Below are 20,837 nucleotides of genomic sequence, written 5' to 3' on the forward strand. Positions count from 1 at the left end.
AACCAATTCTTGGATCGTTGTTGGCCAAAGTAATACAATATGCCTATTTGTGGCGTAATTTTGTTTGCTGCTGGGCATGAAAAATCAGGCTGGCAAATACATCAATGTGTTCAGGATGACACAGTGCACTACGCGCCAACTCATAATGAAAATTTTCTTTTAAGCGTTGATCTAAAGCAGCAGCACTGGGTTGTTTATGAATATTTCCTTCACTCAACATAATGTAATATGGCTTTTTCTTATTGCAATGCTCAATACCCAAAATACTGATGGGTAAATAATCCTCTTGCCTAAACTCTGCCAGAACTTTGACCGCCACGCTATGATCCAGTTTTTCACCCACCAAATCCACCGTCATTTTCCGGCCTAAAAAGCGGAAACATGGAATAGCTTGATAAAAATCCACCACTTCCAGTTCATCATCAATGACATAGCGAATTAAGCCAGAACCCGTGGTAATCACCGGACTGAAACGGTAGAAAAGCCAATAATTTGTTTGTTTTTAGGTTCAAAAATAAGGAAAACGCCGGTTTTTTCTAAAAAGTCACATTCAAAAATTTCATAACGTGTATTGGCATAATATTTTTGATAAATACCATACATACGCTTGAGTTCTTGGACTGTTACCTGGCTGCATTTCTTATATGCACTATAGGACTCATTTTTGAGCAGACGAATCAGCTTAAATTCGATCATGATTACTATTCCATGTGTAACCTTCTCTTTGGAAGGTGATATTGTTTTTGTTTTAACTGCTTTTTATACAAGTGTATTTATATAAAGCGTTGCCATTTTAGCGTTTAAAAAGTTGAGAAATCAAATAAAGTCAGATGAACTTCACAAAAAACAATAAACGCGAATCAATAAAAAACCCGGCCGAAGCCAGGTTTTTTCAATTTTTATCTTTCAGTAAAGACAAGTAACTAACTTAATTTCATTTTCTCGAACTCGAGATGACCATTTTCACCCTTAACATGAATGGTATCTCCTGGGATAAATTCACCACCCAGGATTTTTTGAGCCAAGGTATTTTCAATTTGCTGCTGAATGGCACGTTTCAATGGACGAGCACCGTACACTGGATCAAAACCAGCTTCAATCAACTGATCAAACGCACTGTCATCCACTGTAAGTCTCATATCTTTTTCACTTAAACGTTCACGTAAACGCTCCAACTGGATGTCGGCAATACCACGAATTTGCGCTTTTTTCAGTGAATGGAACACAACCAACTCATCAATACGGTTAATAAATTCCGGACGGAAGTGTTGAGATACAGCACCCATTACCACTGCACGAACTTCATCATCGGATGCGTTATCGCCCAATTCACGAACATCTTGTGAACCCAGATTGGAAGTCAACACAATCACCGTATTTTTAAAGTCCACTACACGGCCTTGCGAGTCGGTTAAACGACCATCATCCAGTACTTGCAGCAAAATGTTAAACACATCTGGATGCGCTTTCTCGACCTCATCGAACAACACCACGCTATAAGGCTTACGGCGTACCGCTTCAGTCAAGATCCCGCCCTCTTCATAACCGACGTATCCCGGAGGCGCACCCACCAGACGGCTGACCGAATGCTTCTCCATGAATTCACTCATGTCAATACGCACCATGGCATCATCACTGTCGAACAGGAAGTTTGCCAAAGCTTTGGTCAATTCGGTTTTACCTACCCCGGTTGGACCGAGGAACAGGAACGAACCACTTGGACGGTTCGGGTCAGACAAGCCTGCACGTGAACGGCGCACCGCATTGGACACAGCCACCACAGCTTCATCCTGCCCAACCACACGGCTATGCAGGAATTCTTCCATATGCAGCAGTTTCTCGCGCTCACCTTGCAGCATTTTCGCAACTGGAATACCCGTTGCAGCACTGACCACTTCGGCAATTTCATTTTCAGTGACTTTGGTACGGATCAGTTTCGGTTCCTCACCGTTTTCCTCTGCGACTTCTTCAGCAGCGAGACGTTTTTGCAATTCAGGAATCACCCCGTATTGCAAACGGCTGGCTTCTGCCAAATCACCTTCACGCTGGGCTTTTTCAAATGCGGTACGTGCCTTGTCCAGTTCCACTTGCGCCTGACTGGTGCCTTCAACCAGCCGTTTTTCAGCAATCCACTGTTCTTCCAGATCACTGTACTCTTTCTGCACTTCGGCAATCTGTTTTTCCAGATGTGAAACTTCTGCTTTGCTGCCTGAATCTTCATCCTGTTTCACCGCTTCCAACTGCATCTTCAACTGGATTAAACGGCGGTCCAAGCGGTCGAGTGGTTCAGGTTTGGAGTCAATTTCCATTTTAATCCGCGAAGCAGCTTCATCAATTAAATCAATGGCTTTATCCGGCAATTGACGGTCAGTGATGTAACGGTGAGACATTTTCGCAGCAGCAATAATGGCTGAATCCAGAATTTGCACACCGTGATGGGTCGCATATTTTTCTTTTAAGCCACGCAGAATTGCAATGGTATCTTCAACGCTTGGTTCATCGACCAATACTTTCTGGAAACGGCGTTCCAGTGCGGCATCTTTTTCAATGAACTGACGATATTCATCCAGCGTGGTTGCACCCACACAGCGCAGCTCACCACGAGCCAATGCAGGCTTCAGCATATTGCCTGCATCCATGGCACCCTCACCCTTACCTGCGCCCACCAGGGTATGCAACTCATCAATGAACAGGATGATTTCGCCTTCATGTTTGGCCAGGTCTTTCAGAACAGCTTTTAAGCGTTCTTCAAACTCACCGCGATATTTTGCACCCGCCAGCAATGAACCCAAGTCCAGAGACAAAACGCGTTTACCTTTCAGGCCTTCCGGAACTTCACCATTGACAATACGCTGTGCCAAACCTTCAACAATCGCCGTTTTACCTACACCAGGTTCACCAATCAGTACCGGATTGTTTTTGGTACGACGTGACAGTACCTGAATGGTACGTCGGATTTCTTCATCTCGGCCAATTACCGGGTCCAGTTTGCCGGACATGGCGCGTTCAGTTAAGTCTATAGTGTATTTATTGAGTGAATCACGTTGATCTTCATGGGTATTACTCATGACTTTTTCGTCACCTCGAATTTTTTCAATCGCTTTGCGTAAACTTTCACTGGTTACGCCGACATTGTTGAGTAAAGTTTTGGTTGCACCGGTTTCCGCCAAAGCGAGTAGCACCCAGTCGGTAGATAAGAATTCATCTCCGGCTTTTTGGGCATAACTGTCTGCCAGATTCAAAGCGCGTACTGCTTCAGGATTAAGGTTGATATCTCCAGTCGGATTGGCAATGGTCGGTGCATCATTTAATGCTTGCTGCACTTTGGTTTGCAGATCACGCAGATTTGCCCCGGCTTGCTGAAACAGGCTGATATTGGCAGGCTCTTCCAGTAGCACCGATAAAATATGGATACCCGCGATGGCAGTATGGTCTTTACCCATGGCCAGAGATTGAGCATCTGATAGAGCTTGCTGCAAGCGGTTTGTAAATTTTTCAAAACGCATTCTTATTTTCCTCACAACAAATTTTGTACTTGGATAAAAGATGGGAATGGTTTGATATTTTTCAATAATATTTTTAAAAAATATTTTTAAATTTCAATAACTAATATAATTAAAGTTAAATATAAACCTTAATTATAATATGGGTATTTAAGCTAATTTTTTCAAGTTCATTTAGGACATTTATGTATGAAATTTTATTCCATATATATTTTTATATCTTTTAGAGAAATGTCATGAGAGTTTATAAAAGTTCATTTTGACTGTGAGTCAATTCATTTGCTTGATGAACCTTCTAGGCCTTAAGGTTTGGAGGAAAAGATCTATTAAAATGCTATAGATTATTTTTAAATCTTTACCGGGATAGAATCTTTTTTCTTTATTAGTATTTTTTAATGCTGATGCAGCATAAAAATGGCAATCCGGAAATGAATTGCCATCTAAAGTTTATTATTCCACTTCAATAATTTCAAAATCGTGGGTAATTTCCACACCACCATCCGATAACATTTTACTTGCAGAACAATATTTTTCAGCTGAAAGTTCAACTGCTTTAGCGACCTGTTTTTCTTTGACTGCTTTACCCGTTACCACAAAATGTAAATGGATTTTGGTAAACACGGCTGGGATGCTATCCGCACGTTCAGCCTTGAGCTGACACACGACATCCGTCACATCTTGGCGTGATTTTTTTAAAATCGTCACAATATCAAAGGAAGCACACCCACCAAGTCCCATTAATATCAATTCCATAGGACGTGGTCCACGGTTTTGACCGCCATATGCCTCAGCCCCATCCATCACGATTTGGTGACCACTTTCCGATTTTGCCTCAAAAGCAACATTCTCTAGCCAATGAACGCTTGTTTGCATTGCAACTACCTGAAAAAAACTATAAATTTACGATGTACCTGTACACTAACATAAATTGAGTTGAGAAGGAATTTCAGCTCTTCTGTGTGACAAGTTCACTTTAGGTCTTGTGCGATCTATTAATTATCCATATTCGGAACCGTTAGCATGACTTCAAACTTTTCACAACTTAGCACTGATGCACTGTCTCCAGGTCAACTTCCAGAGTCAGTGAAAGCATTATTAAAACGTGCCTATATAAATCGTTATCCAAAACGCACTGCAATTGTAGATGCAGGCTCAGAATCAAAATCGCTTTATTTGATTTTAAAAGGTTCAGTTTCCATTATTTTACGTGAAGATGATGAACGTGAAATTGTAGTTGCTTATTTGAATGCTGGAGACTTTTTTGGGGAAATGGGTCTTTTTGAAGCAAATCCACAACGTACTGCAGAAGTTCGTACACGTGACGTATGTGAAATTGCCGAAATCACTTATGAAAACTTCCACGAATTAAGCAAACAGTATCCAGACCTGAGCTATGCCGTATTTGCCCAGCTTGTACGTCGCTTAAAAAATACGACACGTAAAGTGACTGACCTGGCATTTATTGATGTATCTGGCCGTATTGCACGCTGCCTGATTGACCTTTCTTCACAACCAGAAGCCATGATTTTACCAAATGGCCGCCAAATCCGTATTACCCGTCAGGAAATTGGCCGTATTGTGGGTTGTTCGCGTGAAATGGTCGGCCGTGTCCTAAAAACACTGGAAGAACAAGGCATGATCCAGACCGATGGTAAAGCCATCCTGATTTATGATGTTTCTGCTGAAGAAAATGATGCGTCTTTAGAAGACGAGGATGATGAAGAATAAATTTTCTTCCATTCACCCTAAAAGCAAATCCTGAGATTTGCTTTTTTTATGTCTATATTTCTGAGCTGTTCTTTTTAAATTTTTATGACAACTTTAAAACAATTCATGATTTAACGCCGATCCAAAAATCAGTTAGCCTAATGCACGATTTCAAACTTGATAAAAATTAAAGGATCCACCTTTATGCGACTCAAACCTTTAGCCAACACCGGGATTCTGCTTCCTGAAATTTGTTTGGGCACCATGACCTTTGGCGAACAAAATACCCAGGCAGAAGCCTTTCAGCAACTTGAATATGCCCTGGATCAGGGATTATTTTTCTGGGATACCGCAGAAATGTATCCGGTACCGCCAAAGCCTGAAACTCAAGGAGCAACTGAAACCATCCTGGGCAACTGGATTGCACAGCGTGGTCAGCGCGACCAGCTGTTCATTGCTTCAAAAATTGCCGGTCCTTCACAAGGCGGCAGCCATATCCGTGACGGCAAAACCCGCTTTACTGCAGCTGAGATTAGCTCGGCACTTGATGGTTCCTTAAAACGTTTACAAAGCGATTATATCGACCTGTATCAGTTACATTGGCCACAACGCCCAACCAATTTCTTTGGCAAGCTTGGCTATGGCAACACAGAAGCGCAAAACCAGCAGCAAGTCACTGCCCTGGAAGAAACCTTAAGTGCCTTAAGTGATGAAATTAAAAAAGGCCGTATCCGTTATATCGGGCTGTCTAATGAAACCCCGTGGGGAACTTTAAAGTTTTTACATCTGGCTGAAAAATTAGGCCTGGAAAAATTTGTCAGCGTACAAAACCCTTATAACCTGCTGAACCGGACTTATGAAATTGGCATGTCTGAAATTGCCCATTATGAAAATGTCGGCTTACTTGCTTACTCACCTCTCGCTTTTGGTTACCTGACCGGTAAATTCCGTCATGGCGCTCGTCCAGCCAATGCACGGGTTACCCTATTTTCCCGTTTTAGCCGTTATAGCAATCCTGAAAGTGAATGGGCAAACGAACAGTATGCTCAGCTTGCAGAACGGCATGGTTTAACCCTGACCCAACTGGCATTGGCATTTATCAAGCAGCAATTCTTTGTGACCAGTACCATTATTGGAGCTACCAATCTGGATCAACTGAAAGAAAATATTCAGGCTTTTGAGATTGATTTATCGGCAGAAATTTTACAGGGCATTGAAGAAATTCACCGCCAGCAGCCGAATCCAGCACCATAGATATTTCGCCGCAACTCATTAAGGTGAAGTGTTGCTTCACCTGCGTCAAATAACTTATATTCTTTAAAATCAAAAACTTTGCATACAAAAAAAGGATGCAATAAGCATCCTTTTTGCTTAACGACTAATTAACGTCTGTTATAGATGGCTTGAGCAGCTGGTAAGTTTTTACGCATTGCTTCAATACGCTGACCATTTGAAGGGTGAGTCGACAGGAAGGATGTACCGCCCGCACCTTCCAACTTGTTCATTTTTTCCCAAAGCGTGATTGCGGCTTGCGGATTATAACCGGCACGCGCCATCAACATCAAACCACCTTGGTCAGCACGGCTTTCAAGGCTACGTGAATAGGGTAAACCCACACCCACCTGTGCACCTAACTGAGCTGCTGCTGCACCCAATTGACCGACATTATTGCCTGCATAGCCCAAACCAATGTTTAACGCCAGGTCTGTTAAAGCCTGTGCACCAATTTTTTGTTTAGAATGTTCTTCCAAGGCATGCACCATTTCATGGCCCATCACCGCTGCAATTTCAGCATCGGTCAGATTTAACTTATTTACAATACCAGTGTAAAACACCACTTTACCGCCTGGTGCCACATAAGCATTGATCTGGTCTGACTTCAGCACAGCCAATTGCCAGTCGAACTTTTGGCCTGTCTGGTTGATTTGGTCGCCATAAGGTTTTAGACGTAAAAATACCGAATTAATTCGCTTATAAGTCGCAGATGAAGTATCTAAGGTTTTATTGGCACTCGCTTCCTGAACAGTCTTATTAAAGCCCTGCGCAGCAGTAACATTTAATGTGGATGAGTCTGCCCCTGCCATGTCCGCTACAGTAGTACAACCGGAAATCGTGATTACACTTGCTGCACACAAACTTAAAATCAGCTTGCTGTTCATTATAATAATCTCCACCTTGAAAATAGATATCTCTTTTCAAGAGATTATATGAAATAGTGGATAATCTTTAAATTAATATTATCTCCACAATCATATCATTTATGTAAACAGGCTTATTTAAGAAATTGAAAACTAAGCCAATAAATTAAACACAAAACATTCAGCCCTAAATATATCTGGCAAAGTGGTTTAATTTTCTGTTCCAGTTGTTCATTTTTGCGCTTAAAAAATAAAAACGCATTTTGAATAAGCACGACCGGAACCAAAATACATGCAACGATGACACTTAATCCAATGAACGCCGCATTAATAATTGCGGGATCCTGTGTTTGTGCCTGAATAACCAGCATGGCAATCGTCGGTGCACCACCCATTGCAAACAGTAATGAATAAAACATCGTCGCTGATATATTTTTATGCATCATGCACAACCTTGTATTTGTTTTATATTTGACATTCTAGCAAGTGCAAGTGAATTAAACAGTATGCCTAGATGCAACTTTAGTCTGGCAAAACAGTCTGCATACTGGTCGTAGATATATTTTCTAAATAAAACGGGCACAAAAAAGCCCCACAATTGCGGGGCTTTTTATACGTCCTGATTCTTGGCAGATTAAGCTTCGAATGGATGGCGAAGAATAATTGTTTCTTCACGGTCTGGACCAGTTGAAATGATGTCGATTGGACATTCAATCAATTGCTCAAGACGTTTTACGTAGTTAAGTGCAGCTTCTGGTAACTGATCAATTGATTTAGCACCAAAAGTAGACTCAGACCAGCCTGGCATGGTTTCGTAGATTGGCTTTAAAGTTTCGAATGCAAGCGCATCAGAAGAACCTACGCAACCAGAATCAGCAGCTTCGTAACCGACACAGATTTTCACTTCTTCTAAACCGTCAAGAACGTCAAGTTTAGTCAAGCAGATACCAGAAAGTGAGTTTACTTCTACTGAACGGCGAAGAATTTCAGCATCGAACCAACCACAACGACGTTGACGGCCAGTAGACGCACCAAATTCTGAACCTACAGTACCCAAGTGTTTACCGATTGCATCACCAACATCGTTCGCAGCATCGTAAACAAGTTCAGTTGGGAATGGACCAGCACCTACACGTGTTGTATAGGCTTTAGTGATACCCAATACATAGTCAAGGTGCAATGGACCAAGACCAGAACCAGAACTTACGCCACCAGCAGTCGTGTTTGAAGACGTTACATACGGATATGTACCATGGTCAACGTCAAGAAGTGAACCTTGAGCGCCTTCAAACATGATGTTATCACCGTTTTTACGGTATTTATGAAGTTCACCTGTTACGTCCACAACTAATGGAGCAACAACTTCACGCCATTGGTCGCAAAGAGTAAGTACATCTTCAAGATTAATCGCTTCTACACCGTAGAATTGAGTCAACTGGAAGTTGTGGTATTCAAGAAGCTCGGTAAGTTGAGCTTTAAGATGTTCACCACCACGTACCAGGTCAGCAACACGAATTGCACGACGTGCAACTTTATCTTCGTAAGCGGGACCAATACCACGGCCAGTTGTACCAATTTTTGCATTGCCACGTTTTTTCTCACGCGCTTGGTCAAGTGCAATATGGTTTGGAAGGATTAATGGACAGTTTGGAGAAATACGTAAACGTTCACGTACTGGCACGCCTTCTTTTTCAAGAATATCCATCTCTTTAATCAGCGCTTCCGGTGAAAGTACAACACCGTTACCAATTAAGCACAGTACGTTTTCACGTAAAATACCAGATGGAATGAGGTGTAATACAGTTTTCTTACCACCAACCACAAGAGTATGACCTGCGTTGTGTCCGCCTTGATAACGAACGACCGCTGCCGCTTGATCTGTGAGCAGGTCGACGATTTTGCCTTTACCTTCGTCGCCCCATTGGGTACCGAGTACCACAACATTCTTGCCCATAATAGCCTCATTGCATCATGCTGTTAAAATAGAAAACACAACTGAATGACATGAACATCCAGTTCTGCGATTAAATCGGTTCGACTGTCCACTCACCCGCCTTGTTCACCAACTGGTGAGTCGCAAACGGAATCGAGTTTAAATCATCATTACCTAATAACTGAATCACACTTAAGCCTTGTGCACGCAGAGCAGCGATTGCATCAAGCAATGCTTTATCTGTACCTTTCGGTGCAACAACTTTTTGAACCTGTTTGAACTGACCTGCACTGAGTGCATATAAGTCACAAGAGAAGCCAGTTGCCGGGCGCGCGCGTCCAAAGTGTTCGCCAATACCGTCATAACGACCACCTTGAGCCAGCGGTGCTGCACGGTTTGGCGCATAGACGGCATACATTAAACCGGTGTGGTAGTGATATGAACGAAGTTCTACAACATCAATACCAATATGCAAGTCTGGCCAACGTGCCTGAATTTCAGATCGGGTCGTTTTTACTGCATCAAATGCCTGTTTAAATGCCGGGTCTGCAATAATTTCAGCACTGAGGTTGGCTTCTAAAGCATCCAAATCACTTGAAAAACGACCGAGTGTGTAAAAATCTGCACCGAATTTTAAATCTTGGGTAAATTCAGCCAGTTCAGGCAAGGCTTTGCGCTGGTAAAGATCCGAAAGCTGATTTTCTTCCGCCTTGGTTAAACCAGCGTGTTTAACCAGACTGCGGAACAAGCCCACATGACCTAAATCCAGATGGATGCCATCCGCAAAGCTTGCTGTTTTCAATAAGTTGAGCATCACGTCAATCATTTCGACGTCAGCATCAATACTGTCTGAACCAAAAAGTTCCGCACCCAGTTGCAGCGGTGCACGCGTGGTATTAAAACCTTGAGGCTTGGTGTGTAAAACCGTGCCAGCGTAGCAATAACGCGCTACACCTTCGACCGGATATACATGCGCATCGATACGGGCCACTTGCGGTGTCATATCGGCACGCACACCCAGCAAACGGCCAGAAAGCTGGTCGATGACTTTAAAAGTGGCTAAGTCTAAATCTTGATTCGATTCTGAAAGAGAAGAAAGAGATTCGATGTATTCGATAAATGGCGTGTACACCAGCTGATAACCTCGAGATGCGAGGAAATCCAATGCTTCACGGCGCAAAGCTTCTATTACTTGCGCTTGTTCTGGTAATACATCAGCTACACCATCAGGTAATAACCATGTCTCTGAAATGGGCATGTTGTAAACCTAAATACTTGTCAGCGCGGAAGTAATCCGCATAAAAAAATCGGGAGCACACCCGATTTCTCCTAGTCTAGCACGATCATCTTTACTGTGCATCAGACTTTTGCAGAAAAGATGTGATTCATTGCCAATTAAATAATTTTTATACTTTGATTCTATCTCGCGACTTTAAAATCAAATATAAGTTAACCACTCCAGGCACAGGGATCACGTTATTTTGCCTGGATTAACATCAGAAATGCCCTCTGTTTTGCAATATAACTGGTCACTCTCCATGCTTGTGATGAACCTTCATGTTATATGGGGAACGCTAACCACCACCTCGCGCTCGAAGTCTTTTTAGAGGGAATCAAGAAAACCCAGAAGTAGAGCATTGACCACATCGGGCGCTTCTTGCTGAAGCCAATGACCAGCCTTTGGGATGACTTGAGATATTTGGAGCTGAGGCACTAAAGACGGCATTGCCTTGATGATGTCTTTCATCCCAGGAATGGCGAGTCCGGTATCTCGCTCACCCACGAGATACATGGCGGACACATTAACATGCAAGCCTTGAAAAGCAGCTTCTGATTCCCAGTTTTGGTCTAGGTTGCGGTAGTAATTCAGGCCGCCGCGAAAGCCACTTTGCTCGAATGAGCGCACAAATAAGGTAAAATCGTCGGGACCAAGCCAAGCTGGTAGGGTTTGAGGGTCAGGCAGCATGGCGAGCAGTCCGCCAGAGCGAGGAACCATTCCAAACGGATTCGGTGTTTTCGGATCATCACGCGGGCCTGCATCCCCTGAAGCGGCAAAGTATATTTTTCGCAGGGTTGCAGCAACATTGGCTTCCAGCTCATGCTCCGCAAGCCCCGGTGATGCAAAGTAATGTGTGTAGAACCAGGCATCGGAAGTTTGTGGGAAAAGCTTGCTGGGTAGCATGGGTGCACGTCCCATCATAGGCACGCCCAGTGCCGTGACCGCACGAAATCGGTCTGGCCGGATAAGTGCTGCTTGCCAAGCTATCATCGCACCCCAGTCCCCTCCAACAATGACGGCTTGCTTCTCTCCAAGCGCATCCATAAGAGCGACCATGTCACCGATCACTTGCAGCACCGTATACGCGCCGACTGCCTCTGGCCGGTCGCTACCCCCATAACCACGGAGGTCAGGTGCGACAGTACGGTAGCCTGCAGCGGCTAGTGCGGACAACTGGTTACGCCATACATGGGAAGTTTCTGGAAATCCGTGGCAGAACAGGACCAGCGGGCCCTGACCTTTTTCTATCAGATTCAAGCGTATGCCATTTGCTTCGACCCGGCGATAAGAAGGTACAGTCATGTTGCTTTCTTTTCAGGTGAACCTATGCTGTTCTGTAATATCTATCTGACACGTATCCTGCGCTATGTTTGACTCAAAAATAAAACACTCAGCAATAAGCAATCCCAAATTATAGAAGTTGTGCCCGGCAGCGTGCTGAACTCAGTCATTGCAACATATTTTGTCAAAGACAACCCCGCGAATATGATTGCTATTGTCATTATCCTGCTGGCAGCATCACGTTTTTCTTTCTCACCTACGCTGGCCATAAGTGTGGCATCCACAGCAGTTTTAAGAATGCTACGGGCATAAAGCGTACCTTTAAATTTTTAAATTAAAGTGAGGTTTTGTCGGTTGAATGAACCGTTTTTGCCAATAGTCCAATCAATTCGGCATTTTGGGATTCCACCTGACTCAGTTTAGTCGTGGTCTTATCAATTACCTCTTGCTGAATATGCATTTTCTTCGCCAGGTCCTGCATAATTTCCAGGGTTTTTTTAAGGTTTTCTTCCAGATGAATCACTTTTGTTTCCAATTGTTGATTCAATTGAATTTCACCGAGGGCAGCACCTTGATTGGTAAATTGTGCCCAAATCAAAAAAATTACTGCTATGGCTAAAAGGAAAATAAATCCCCAGATAAATATCAACATAGGTACGCTGCTCGTGTTATTGATTGATGACTGCTCTGTGTCATGAATCGATAGGATTAAATTTCAAAAGCTTATAATTTTCATATAGTAATCGAAAAATGATTATAAAATTAACCGTGCTTAGATTTATATTTATTATAAGCATCATTATAAGTCGACTTCGGGTCGGCAATTCACTGCCAATGCTAAATCATCAAATAAAATGTAACTTCATGGCAGCCTATTCATCCTACTGAAGCCAACACCTTTACTCAAGAATTAATAAACCATTCGAACAAATTGATAATAATTGAGTTACAGGTCGCATTATTTACCCCCATACGCTATAAAACTTCATGCCTTTCAAAAGCAGCAAGATGGAAAATCCATCTTGCACTCTCTTTTAAACAAGGCCCACTATTTATGGGTAAAGGATTCGCAGAGGTCCAGCAAGCGATTCGCATAGCCCCATTCATTGTCATACCAGGCAAAGACTTTGGCCTGATGTCCCACCACCATGGTTTGGCTTAAATCCACGATGAGTGAATAAGGCGAATGGTTAAAGTCTGAGGAAACCACCGGTTCATCGGTAACATCCATAATTTCCGCATAATCCTGACGTGCTGACTTGATCAGGATCTCATTGATTTTATGTGCTGTGACATGCGACTGCGCAACAAAAGTGAGGTCAATGGCAGCTACATTAATGGTCGGCACGCGTATGGAATAGCCATCTATACGCTCTGCCATTTTTGGCATCACCCGTTTTAATGCCCCCAGCGCCGAAGATGTGGTTGGAATAATATTGTGTCCCGAAGCACGGGCACGGCGTAAATCGCGGTGGGCATGATCCAGCACCGACTGATCTGCCGTCACTGCATGAATTTCTGTCATCAATGCCGTATCAATGCCAAAAGCATCATCAATAATTTTAACCAAAGGCACCAAGGCCTGTGTGGTGCAGGATACACTGGAAATAATCTGGTCTGTGGCTTTGACTTCGTGATGGTTGACCCCATACACAATGGCCGCATCCACCGTATCAAAAGGCGCAGCACCAATAATGACCCGTTTTGCCCCTGCGTGAATATGCCCTGTGGCTGCTGCACGCGAACGGAATAAACCGGTACATTCCAGCACCACATCAATATTTAAATCCTTCCAAGGCAGGCTTTCAGGCTGTTGCTGAGAAAACACCTGTACCTTTAATTGCGCCAGACCTGCAGAAATGTGCAAAAAAATCTGTTCATCCTGCAAAAGCACTTCAACCTTGCCCTTAAAGCGGCCATGGGTGGTGTCGTATTTAAACAAATGCACCAGTGTTTCTACATCTGCAATATCGTTAATGGCCACGATATCAAAATGAAAATCCTTAGGATTTTCAAACCAAGCCCGTAATACATTGCGACCAATTCGCCCGAAACCATTAATGGCTACTCGTTGCATCAGATATCCTTAACTCTTGGGTAGATGTAAACACAGCTCTATGTTAATGGATTTTAATCAGATACCGATACCATTTCTGCTGTTCTATGCATGAAAAATCTCGCTGCAAGGGTTTCATCCTGCTGCTTTTAAGCTTATTTTGCCTCAAAATTTATTCAGAGAAGGCTGCGGCAAAATATTTACTTCACTTTTCATTTACTTTATATCCTATACCTAAAGCAGAATTCAGCTGATCAATTGAAGGCCAGAAAGCCAAATACCGCTTAAATAGAATTGTGATTAATTCACCTTAAAGTGATTGGTGCATGCGGCTTTTTCCGTTATACTTTAGCGTTTTAAAATTTTAAGCCAGTATCTCAAGCCAGCTTTATAAAAGTAAGACTTGCTTGACATGCTATTAGCCAAATACAAGATTTATGGAGTGACTTGGTTGTGAGTACTCGTTTTATGACATCAGCTGAAATTCGCGAAGCTTTTTTAAGCTATTTTGAATCGCAAGGGCATACACGTGTCGCGTCGAGTTCTCTGGTTCCTGCCAACGACCCAACATTATTATTCACAAACGCTGGGATGAACCAGTTTAAAGACTGCTTCCTGGGTCTTGAAAAACGTGATTATGTGCGTGCAGTGTCATCACAAAAATGTGTACGCGCAGGCGGTAAACACAACGACCTGGACAACGTCGGTTATACCGCACGTCACCACACATTCTTTGAAATGTTAGGCAACTTCTCTTTTGGTGATTATTTCAAGCGTGATGCAATCAAATTTGCCTGGGATTTTTTGACCAATGAGAAATGGTTAGGCTTACCAAAAGACAAACTCTATGCCACTGTTTACCATACCGATGACGAAGCTTTCGACATCTGGAACAAAGAAATTGGTTTAGATGCATCTCGCATCATCCGTATTGGCGACAACAAAGGCGGTCAATACGCATCGGACAACTTCTGGGCAATGGGTGATACCGGTCCTTGTGGTCCTTGTTCTGAAATCTTCTTTGACCATGGCGATCATATTTGGGGTGGCCTGCCAGGCACACCTGAAGAAGATGGCGACCGTTTCATCGAGATCTGGAACAACGTATTCATGCAGTTCAACCGTACTGCGGATGGCGTGCTCCACCCTCTTCCAGCACCATCTGTCGATACTGGCATGGGCTTGGAACGTATTTCTGCGGTATTGCAACACGTTAACTCAAACTACGAAATTGACCTGTTCCAGCACTTGTTAAAAGCTGCGGCTGAAATCATTGGCCTCGATACCACTGAAATTGAAGCTGCCGCAAAAGCAGCAAACAAACCTGTTGACTATCCTGCTTCCCTTAAAGTGGTTGCCGACCATGCCCGTTCATGCTGCTTCCTGATTGCAGATGGCGTAAACCCGTCGAATGAAGGCCGTGGTTATGTGCTGCGTCGCATCATCCGTCGTGCAGTGCGTCACGGTAACAAGTTAGGTGCAACCGGTTCATTCTTCCACAAAATGTTGCAACCTTTAATCGAAGCAATGGGTGCCGCATACCCTGAACTTGCGGCTAACCAGGCACGTATCGAAGCACAATTATTGAAAGAAGAAGAACAATTCGCGAAAACTTTAGAGCAAGGTCTGAAATTGCTTGAAGGCGAATTGGCTCAACTGAAAGGTTCAGTGATTCCAGGCGAAACCGTTTTCAGACTTTATGATACTTACGGCTTCCCGACTGACTTAACCGCTGACATCGCACGTGAACGCGACCTCACGATTGATGAAGCCGGCTTTGAAGTTGAAATGGCAGCACAACGTCAACGTGCACGTGATGCAGGTAAATTCGCCATCGACTACAACAGCATTGTAAAAGTTGAAGGTGAAACCCAGTTCGAAGGTTATAAAGCCACTCAAGCTCAAGGCCAGATTGTTGCAATCTATAAAGATGGTGAACAGGTTGACGAAGTGGTTGAAGGCGATGAAGCACTGATCGTATTGAACCAGACACCTTTCTATGCAGAAAGCGGCGGTCAGATTGGCGATACAGGTATCTTCAAAAACGATACCGGCATCTTCGAAGTTCAGGATACCAAGAAATCTGGTGGTGCATTCGTACACCAAGGTATCGTGACTATGGGTAGCTTAAAAGCCGCTCAATCTGTTGAAGCAATTGTTAAAGCAGACATCCGTGAAGCAACTGCACGCAACCACTCTGCAACACACCTGTTGCATGCTGCCCTTCGTCAAGTGTTGGGTTCTCATGTACAGCAAAAAGGTTCACTGGTTGCATCTGACATTTTACGTTTTGACTTTGCCAATGACCAACCTGTTTCATTCGAACAACTGCAGGAAGTTGAGCGTCTTGTTAACCGTGAAGTGATTGCCAACACCGCCGTTTCTACCGAGCTTCTCGACATCGAATCTGCCAAAGCAAAAGGTGCAATGATGCTGTTCGGTGAAAAATATGGCGATGAAGTTCGTGTACTTTCCATGGGTTCAATCATTGAAGATAAAAACTTCTCGATCGAACTGTGTGGCGGTATTCACGTGAAACGTACCGGTGACATCGGTCTGTTTAAAATCACTTCTGAAGGTGGTGTAGCGGCAGGTGTACGTCGTATCGAAGCGGTAACGGGCACAAAAGCGGTTGAAGTGGTTCAAAAAGCCGACCGTGATATCAACACCATCAACGGTCTGTTAAAAGCACAAAAAGAACAAACCATTGAGAAAGTTGAAGCGCTGGCAGATACAGCATCCAGCCTGCAAAAACAGATTGAACAGCTCAACCAGAAATTGGCAAACTTCCAGGCAGCTGAACTTTTAAGCCAAGTTCAAACTGTGGCTGGTCGTCAAACATTGATTACCACTGTGCAAAACATGGATGCGAAATCGCTTCGCAACCTGCACGATGGTGTAAAATCTAAATTAGACAATGCAGTGATTGTACTTGCGGCTGTAGAAGGTGATAAGGTCAGCCTTCTCGCTTCTGTAGCAAAAGACTTTACTGCAAACATTAAAGCAGGTGACATCATCAAACACTTGGCAACCGAGCTGGGTGGTAAAGGTGGTGGCAAACCTGACTTGGCACAAGGTGGCGCGCCACTTAACGAGAAGTTTGCGACAGTGATGGCAGATTTGACTGCTTGGCTTGAAGCAAAATAAAACTTCACCTTTTGTGTAACTGACCCTGACCGGAAAATCAGGGTCATGGTTTATATGGAACAACTATGGCATTAATCGTTCAAAAATATGGCGGTACCTCTATGGGTACTCCCGAGCGCATTTTAAATGTTGCTCGTCGTGTAAAGCGCTGGCATGATCACGGCCACAAGGTGGTGGTGGTTGTATCAGCAATGAGTGGCGAAACCAATCGCCTGCTTGCTTTAGCGAAGGCCATTACCGAAACCCCTGATCCACGCGAATTAGACCAGATGGTGTCTACGGGTGAACAGGTTACGATTTCTATGTTAGCGATGGCGCTCAACTCAATTGGAGTAGAAGCAAAATCACTGACTGGCCGCCAGGTTGGCATTAAAACCGACAGCGCATTCAACAAAGCCCGCATTGAATCTATTGATACTGATGTATTAACTGAAAACCTGGATGCAGGCCGCGTACTTGTGGTTGCCGGTTTCCAGGGCTTTGATGAATTGGGTAATACAACAACTTTAGGTCGTGGTGGTTCAGATACCTCTGGCGTGGCACTTGCAGCTGCACTTAAAGCAGATGAATGCCAGATTTATACAGACGTAGATGGCGTTTATACCACTGACCCACGCGTTGCACCAAAAGCGAAAAAAGTTGATCGTATTTCTTTTGAAGAAATGCTGGAAATGGCATCACTTGGTTCGAAAGTCCTGCAAATCCGTTCAGTTGAATTTGCCGGCAAATACCAAGTGCCTTTACGCGTATTATCAAGCTTCGATAACGACGATGATGGCGCATTTGACGAAGACTTCAAAAACAACGTCGGAACTCTTATTACTACTGAATTGGAAGACAACATGGAACAGCCAATTATCTCTGGTATCGCGTTTAACCGTGACGAAGCAAAATTGACTATCTTGGGCGTGCCTGATCTGCCTGGCATCGCATCCAAAATCCTGGCACCAATCGGTGCAGCGAATATTGAAGTCGACATGATCATCCAGAATGTGGAAGAAGACGGCACCACCGACTTCACTTTCACGGTCAACCGTGGCGAGTTTGCTAAAGCAAAAGCAATTCTGGAGCAAACTGCGAAAGAAATTGGTGCACGTGAAGTTGCGACCCGTTCAGACATCGTTAAAGTATCGATCGTGGGTGTAGGCATGCGCTCACATGCTGGCGTGGCAAGCAAAATGTTTACTGCTCTAGCTGAAGAAGGCATCAACATCTTAATGATTTCAACTTCAGAAATTAAAATTTCAGTGATCATTGAAGAAAATTATTTAGAGCTTGCTGTGCGTACTCTTCACACTGCTTTCGGTTTAGACCGTGAATCTGGTGAATCAAGCGCACGTGCTTAAATATGTAAAGTAACAAATCTGGTCATTGTTGGACAGAATTTGCGAAATACTACAAAAAGAACAGAGCCACTATAGTTTTTTTTATAGTGGCTCTGTTATATTTGTAACCGAGGATTTTGAAAATATTAACAGAATTATTTTGTGTCAGCTTTTTGACAGAGCGTTCTGATAATATTTCTATGGTACTAAGGTTGTGTTTTTAACTTTTAAAATCAATTGCACGTTTAGCGTTTTGCAAGGAGATAAACATGCTGATTCTAACCCGACGTGTCGGTGAAACATTAATGATTGGGGACCAAGTCAGTGTCACTGTGCTTGGCGTAAAAGGTAACCAGGTTCGTATTGGCGTAAATGCTCCAAAAGAAGTATCTGTTCATCGTGAAGAAATTTACCAACGAATTCAACATGAACGCGCTATGCATGAACATCTGCAGCACCTGGATCAGGATTATCAACCTTCTTTTGAAGAAGATAATTTCCCACAAAATATCCAGAACGACTTTAATCGTTAAACCGTTAAAGGTTGTTCTAATATAAAGCGGCTATATAGCCGCTTTAAATTTATCTGCTGCTTATTTTTTTTCCAGCAAGGCCAACGCCTTTTTAACTGGTGCATAACTACGACGATGCTGATCAATAACGCCATGCTCAGCAATTGCCTCAAAATGGGCTTTGGTTGGATAACCCTTATGTTTGGCAAAACCAAAATGCGGATATTGCTGATCCAGTACCACCATCTCACGGTCACGTGTCACTTTTGCCAAAATACTGGCCGCTGAAATTTCTGCATGCAGTGCATCCCCACCGACCACCGCATCACAGCTCATGCTTAAGCCTTGCGGAACTTTATTGCCATCGACCAGCACATGTTCTGGCTGAAGCTGCAAAGCCTCTACAGCCCGGCGCATAGCCAATAAAGAGGCCTGTAGAATATTGATCTGGTCTATTTCTTCATGGCTGGCTTCAGCAATGGCCCAGGCCAAGGCTTTCTCCTGAATTTCTATGAATAATTTTTCACGCTTTTTTTCAGTGAGTTTTTTAGAATCATTTAAACCTTCTATCGGATTATTGGGATCTAAAATAACTGCAGCCGCAACCACCGAACCCACCAGAGGGCCACGCCCCGCTTCATCTACACCCGCAATTTTCATCAATGCTTTACCTACAAAAAAGAGGCTGAATCACATCAGCCTCTTTAATTTTAACATGAATTAAAGCTGTATTAGTTCATTGCTTCAGCAACACAAGCATTAATGGTTTTAGTCACTGCATTTGAAACAATAGTATTACGTGCAGCCGGATCAATTGCAGCTGTCGCCAAATCTACTGCCGTTACGTTTTGCGGTGCTTTTTCACTGACACAACCACAAATTTCGGTCTGAATATTTTGCTTTTGAGTTGCGGTCATTAACTTGGTTGCATTTTGCCATGCCGGAATAGCATTCAACTCGGTGGTACATTTTGCATTAATTGCAATTTTAATTGCAGTCATACCAAGTTGTTGAGTTGCCGATTGTGTTGTAGGCGCTGTGCCGGTTGTGGTATTCGTTGACACACAAGCAGTTAAAGCCAAAGCAAGAGGTACCAGGACAGCAATTATTTTTTTCACAGTTAATCCTTGAGTCTAAAATCTGTTGAGCATATTTTGCCGAAACTTTCCTCAGGAAGAAATCTATATTTCAATTGAATTTTCCACACTCGGATGATCTGCTTAAAAAACCTGCATACACTCAGTGTTGCAAGAAGCACACGCTTCGTTCCATATCCATCATTTTCAAATATGGGCTTTTTGATTAGCATACCCAGAATTAAGAATGATATATGGATACATGGGTATAACATGAAAAATACCTCACAATACTATACGCGTACGGCACAAATGCTGCATTGGCTCATGGCTGCTATTTTTATTGCGGCATGGTGCATTGGCTTTTATAGCGGAAATTTTCTAAGTTATGATGTCGATGGCAGCTTTAAAGGTCAGGTCATTACCTTACATAAGAACATCGCCACCACCATTCTTTTCCTGGTTATGATTCGCATATTCTGGCGCTATACCCACCCTGTTCCAGCGCTACCCGACAGCATGTCACCGCTCATGAAAACTTTTGCACATCTGGGCCATTTCGCTTTATATCTCATGTTACTTGCCCTACCCATTACCGGCTGTCTATTTAGCTGGAGTGCGGGACATCCGGCACCTGTATTATATTTATTCGAAATTCCACGTTTGGTTCAGGACGATCCCGATCTTTTAGCCATCGTGAAACCTGTACACATTTATTTGTCCTGGTTTGCAGGCTTACTTGTCATCGGTCATATTGCCGCGGCATTAAAACATCATTTCATTGATAAAGATAACATCTTGCGCAGCATGACCCGACAAGCAAAATAATCAATGTTGTTACCATAAAAAAGCCGCACTAGTGTATCACGGATGCGGCATT

Annotated in this window: 19 protein-coding genes and 1 pseudogene; 7 read left to right on the forward strand and 13 right to left on the reverse strand. The window is 43.3% G+C overall.

Translation table 11 applies throughout. From position 1 onward, the window contains the following. Positions 1 to 43: 43 nt before the first annotated feature. The 4 genes from BLP85_RS02050 to BLP85_RS02065 all read right to left on the reverse strand — a co-directional run bounded on the left by BLP85_RS02050 (position 44) and on the right by BLP85_RS02065 (position 4,376). The gene (locus tag BLP85_RS02050; RefSeq protein WP_092818479.1) at positions 44 to 463 is read right to left on the reverse strand and encodes a GH3 family domain-containing protein; all 420 of its coding nucleotides are present in this window, start codon (positions 461 to 463) and stop codon (positions 44 to 46) included. Further along, on the reverse strand, positions 460 to 696 hold the full coding sequence (locus BLP85_RS02055) for a hypothetical protein (protein ID WP_092818480.1): 237 nt from the start codon (positions 694 to 696) through the stop codon (positions 460 to 462). The genes BLP85_RS02050 and BLP85_RS02055 overlap by 4 nt, the downstream gene beginning before the upstream one ends. Positions 697 to 923: 227 nt before the next feature. Further along, the gene (clpB, locus tag BLP85_RS02060; RefSeq protein ID WP_092818481.1) at positions 924 to 3,506 is read right to left on the reverse strand and encodes an ATP-dependent chaperone ClpB; all 2,583 of its coding nucleotides are present in this window, start codon (positions 3,504 to 3,506) and stop codon (positions 924 to 926) included. A gap of 447 nt (positions 3,507 to 3,953) precedes the next feature. Beyond that, on the reverse strand, positions 3,954 to 4,376 hold the full coding sequence (locus BLP85_RS02065; protein WP_086195592.1) for an OsmC family protein: 423 nt from the start codon (positions 4,374 to 4,376) through the stop codon (positions 3,954 to 3,956). Positions 4,377 to 4,523: 147 nt separating this feature from the next. Here BLP85_RS02065 and crp point away from each other — a divergent pair, with 147 nt between their 5' ends. Both crp and BLP85_RS02075 read left to right on the forward strand, forming a co-directional pair. Further along, positions 4,524 to 5,231: a cAMP-activated global transcriptional regulator CRP gene (crp, locus tag BLP85_RS02070; RefSeq protein ID WP_092818482.1), complete on the forward strand. Its 708-nt coding sequence runs from the start codon at positions 4,524 to 4,526 to the stop codon at positions 5,229 to 5,231. Positions 5,232 to 5,414: 183 nt separating this feature from the next. Beyond that, positions 5,415 to 6,464: an NADP(H)-dependent aldo-keto reductase gene (locus tag BLP85_RS02075; RefSeq protein WP_092818483.1), complete on the forward strand. Its 1,050-nt coding sequence runs from the start codon at positions 5,415 to 5,417 to the stop codon at positions 6,462 to 6,464. A 128-nt stretch (positions 6,465 to 6,592) separates the two neighbouring features. Here BLP85_RS02075 and BLP85_RS02080 read toward each other — a convergent pair whose 3' ends face one another. The 5 genes from BLP85_RS02080 to BLP85_RS02100 form a co-directional block, all read right to left on the reverse strand. After that, on the reverse strand, positions 6,593 to 7,369 hold the full coding sequence (locus tag BLP85_RS02080; RefSeq protein ID WP_092818484.1) for a M48 family metallopeptidase: 777 nt from the start codon (positions 7,367 to 7,369) through the stop codon (positions 6,593 to 6,595). Positions 7,370 to 7,482: 113 nt separating this feature from the next. Next, complete coding sequence (locus BLP85_RS02085; protein WP_092818485.1) at positions 7,483 to 7,791, reverse strand: hypothetical protein; 309 nt, start codon at positions 7,789 to 7,791, stop codon at positions 7,483 to 7,485. A gap of 191 nt (positions 7,792 to 7,982) precedes the next feature. Continuing rightward, entirely contained in the window at positions 7,983 to 9,302 is a 1,320-nt protein-coding gene (locus tag BLP85_RS02090; protein ID WP_092818486.1) for an adenylosuccinate synthase, read from the reverse strand. 70 nt (positions 9,303 to 9,372) lie between these two features. Then, positions 9,373 to 10,539 (reverse strand): ATP phosphoribosyltransferase regulatory subunit, encoded by a 1,167-nt coding sequence (locus tag BLP85_RS02095; RefSeq protein ID WP_092818487.1) that lies wholly within the window; start codon positions 10,537 to 10,539, stop codon positions 9,373 to 9,375. Positions 10,540 to 10,884: 345 nt separating this feature from the next. Then, the gene (locus tag BLP85_RS02100) at positions 10,885 to 11,862 is read right to left on the reverse strand and encodes an alpha/beta fold hydrolase (protein WP_092818488.1); all 978 of its coding nucleotides are present in this window, start codon (positions 11,860 to 11,862) and stop codon (positions 10,885 to 10,887) included. 24 nt (positions 11,863 to 11,886) lie between these two features. Between BLP85_RS02100 and BLP85_RS15025 the strand changes: the two are divergent. Beyond that, positions 11,887 to 12,153 (forward strand): annotated as a pseudogene (locus BLP85_RS15025) (AzlD family protein). Positions 12,154 to 12,175: 22 nt separating this feature from the next. On the opposite strand, the gene BLP85_RS02110 reads toward BLP85_RS15025, so the two are convergent. Together BLP85_RS02110 and BLP85_RS02115 are read right to left on the reverse strand one after the other, a co-directional pair. After that, positions 12,176 to 12,490 carry a hypothetical protein gene (locus BLP85_RS02110; protein WP_092818952.1) on the reverse strand — a complete coding sequence of 105 codons (315 nt, stop codon included), beginning with the start codon at positions 12,488 to 12,490 and terminating at the stop codon, positions 12,176 to 12,178. A gap of 399 nt (positions 12,491 to 12,889) precedes the next feature. Beyond that, positions 12,890 to 13,918, reverse strand: a complete 1,029-nt coding sequence (locus BLP85_RS02115; RefSeq protein WP_092818489.1) for a type I glyceraldehyde-3-phosphate dehydrogenase — start codon at positions 13,916 to 13,918, stop codon at positions 12,890 to 12,892. A gap of 432 nt (positions 13,919 to 14,350) precedes the next feature. On the opposite strand from BLP85_RS02115, the gene alaS reads away from it, so the two are divergent. The 3 genes from alaS (at position 14,351) to csrA (ending at position 18,902) form a co-directional block, all read left to right on the forward strand. Then, on the forward strand, positions 14,351 to 17,044 hold the full coding sequence (gene alaS / locus BLP85_RS02120) for an alanine--tRNA ligase (protein WP_171259619.1): 2,694 nt from the start codon (positions 14,351 to 14,353) through the stop codon (positions 17,042 to 17,044). 65 nt (positions 17,045 to 17,109) lie between these two features. Next, entirely contained in the window at positions 17,110 to 18,390 is a 1,281-nt protein-coding gene (locus BLP85_RS02125) for an aspartate kinase (RefSeq protein ID WP_092818491.1), read from the forward strand. Between the two features lie 248 nt (positions 18,391 to 18,638). Next, on the forward strand, positions 18,639 to 18,902 hold the full coding sequence (gene csrA, locus BLP85_RS02130; RefSeq protein ID WP_092818492.1) for a carbon storage regulator CsrA: 264 nt from the start codon (positions 18,639 to 18,641) through the stop codon (positions 18,900 to 18,902). A 60-nt stretch (positions 18,903 to 18,962) separates the two neighbouring features. Here the strand turns inward: csrA and rnhB are convergent, their stop codons facing one another. Together rnhB and BLP85_RS02140 are read right to left on the reverse strand one after the other, a co-directional pair. Then, positions 18,963 to 19,541: a ribonuclease HII gene (gene rnhB / locus BLP85_RS02135; protein WP_092818493.1), complete on the reverse strand. Its 579-nt coding sequence runs from the start codon at positions 19,539 to 19,541 to the stop codon at positions 18,963 to 18,965. Positions 19,542 to 19,612: 71 nt separating this feature from the next. Continuing rightward, the gene (locus tag BLP85_RS02140) at positions 19,613 to 19,999 is read right to left on the reverse strand and encodes a hypothetical protein (RefSeq protein WP_092818494.1); all 387 of its coding nucleotides are present in this window, start codon (positions 19,997 to 19,999) and stop codon (positions 19,613 to 19,615) included. A 231-nt stretch (positions 20,000 to 20,230) separates the two neighbouring features. Here BLP85_RS02140 and BLP85_RS02150 point away from each other — a divergent pair, with 231 nt between their 5' ends. Further along, entirely contained in the window at positions 20,231 to 20,785 is a 555-nt protein-coding gene (locus BLP85_RS02150; RefSeq protein WP_092818496.1) for a cytochrome b, read from the forward strand. The last annotated feature ends 52 nt before the right edge of the window (positions 20,786 to 20,837 follow it).

It is taken from the genome of Acinetobacter kookii (assembly GCF_900096895.1).
GTDB lineage: Bacteria > Pseudomonadota > Gammaproteobacteria > Pseudomonadales > Moraxellaceae > Acinetobacter > Acinetobacter kookii.

Excerpts from the sequence above, each read along its gene's own strand:
- BLP85_RS02150 (WP_092818496.1), top strand. The coding sequence starts at position 20,231 with ATGAAAAATACCTCACAATACTATACGCGTACGGCACAAATGCTGCAT.
- BLP85_RS02090 (WP_092818486.1), bottom strand. The coding sequence starts at position 9,302 with ATGGGCAAGAATGTTGTGGTACTCGGTACCCAATGGGGCGACGAAGGT.
- BLP85_RS02125 (WP_092818491.1), top strand. The coding sequence starts at position 17,110 with ATGGCATTAATCGTTCAAAAATATGGCGGTACCTCTATGGGTACTCCC.
- BLP85_RS02115 (WP_092818489.1), bottom strand. The coding sequence starts at position 13,918 with ATGCAACGAGTAGCCATTAATGGTTTCGGGCGAATTGGTCGCAATGTA.
- BLP85_RS02095 (WP_092818487.1), bottom strand. The coding sequence starts at position 10,539 with ATGCCCATTTCAGAGACATGGTTATTACCTGATGGTGTAGCTGATGTA.
- BLP85_RS02100 (WP_092818488.1), bottom strand. The coding sequence starts at position 11,862 with ATGACTGTACCTTCTTATCGCCGGGTCGAAGCAAATGGCATACGCTTG.
- crp (WP_092818482.1), top strand. The coding sequence starts at position 4,524 with ATGACTTCAAACTTTTCACAACTTAGCACTGATGCACTGTCTCCAGGT.
- BLP85_RS02075 (WP_092818483.1), top strand. The coding sequence starts at position 5,415 with ATGCGACTCAAACCTTTAGCCAACACCGGGATTCTGCTTCCTGAAATT.
- BLP85_RS02085 (WP_092818485.1), bottom strand. The coding sequence starts at position 7,791 with ATGCATAAAAATATATCAGCGACGATGTTTTATTCATTACTGTTTGCA.
- csrA (WP_092818492.1), top strand. The coding sequence starts at position 18,639 with ATGCTGATTCTAACCCGACGTGTCGGTGAAACATTAATGATTGGGGAC.
- BLP85_RS02055 (WP_092818480.1), bottom strand. The coding sequence starts at position 696 with ATGATCGAATTTAAGCTGATTCGTCTGCTCAAAAATGAGTCCTATAGT.
- rnhB (WP_092818493.1), bottom strand. The coding sequence starts at position 19,541 with ATGAAAATTGCGGGTGTAGATGAAGCGGGGCGTGGCCCTCTGGTGGGT.
- clpB (WP_092818481.1), bottom strand. The coding sequence starts at position 3,506 with ATGCGTTTTGAAAAATTTACAAACCGCTTGCAGCAAGCTCTATCAGAT.
- BLP85_RS02065 (WP_086195592.1), bottom strand. The coding sequence starts at position 4,376 with ATGCAAACAAGCGTTCATTGGCTAGAGAATGTTGCTTTTGAGGCAAAA.
- BLP85_RS02080 (WP_092818484.1), bottom strand. The coding sequence starts at position 7,369 with ATGAACAGCAAGCTGATTTTAAGTTTGTGTGCAGCAAGTGTAATCACG.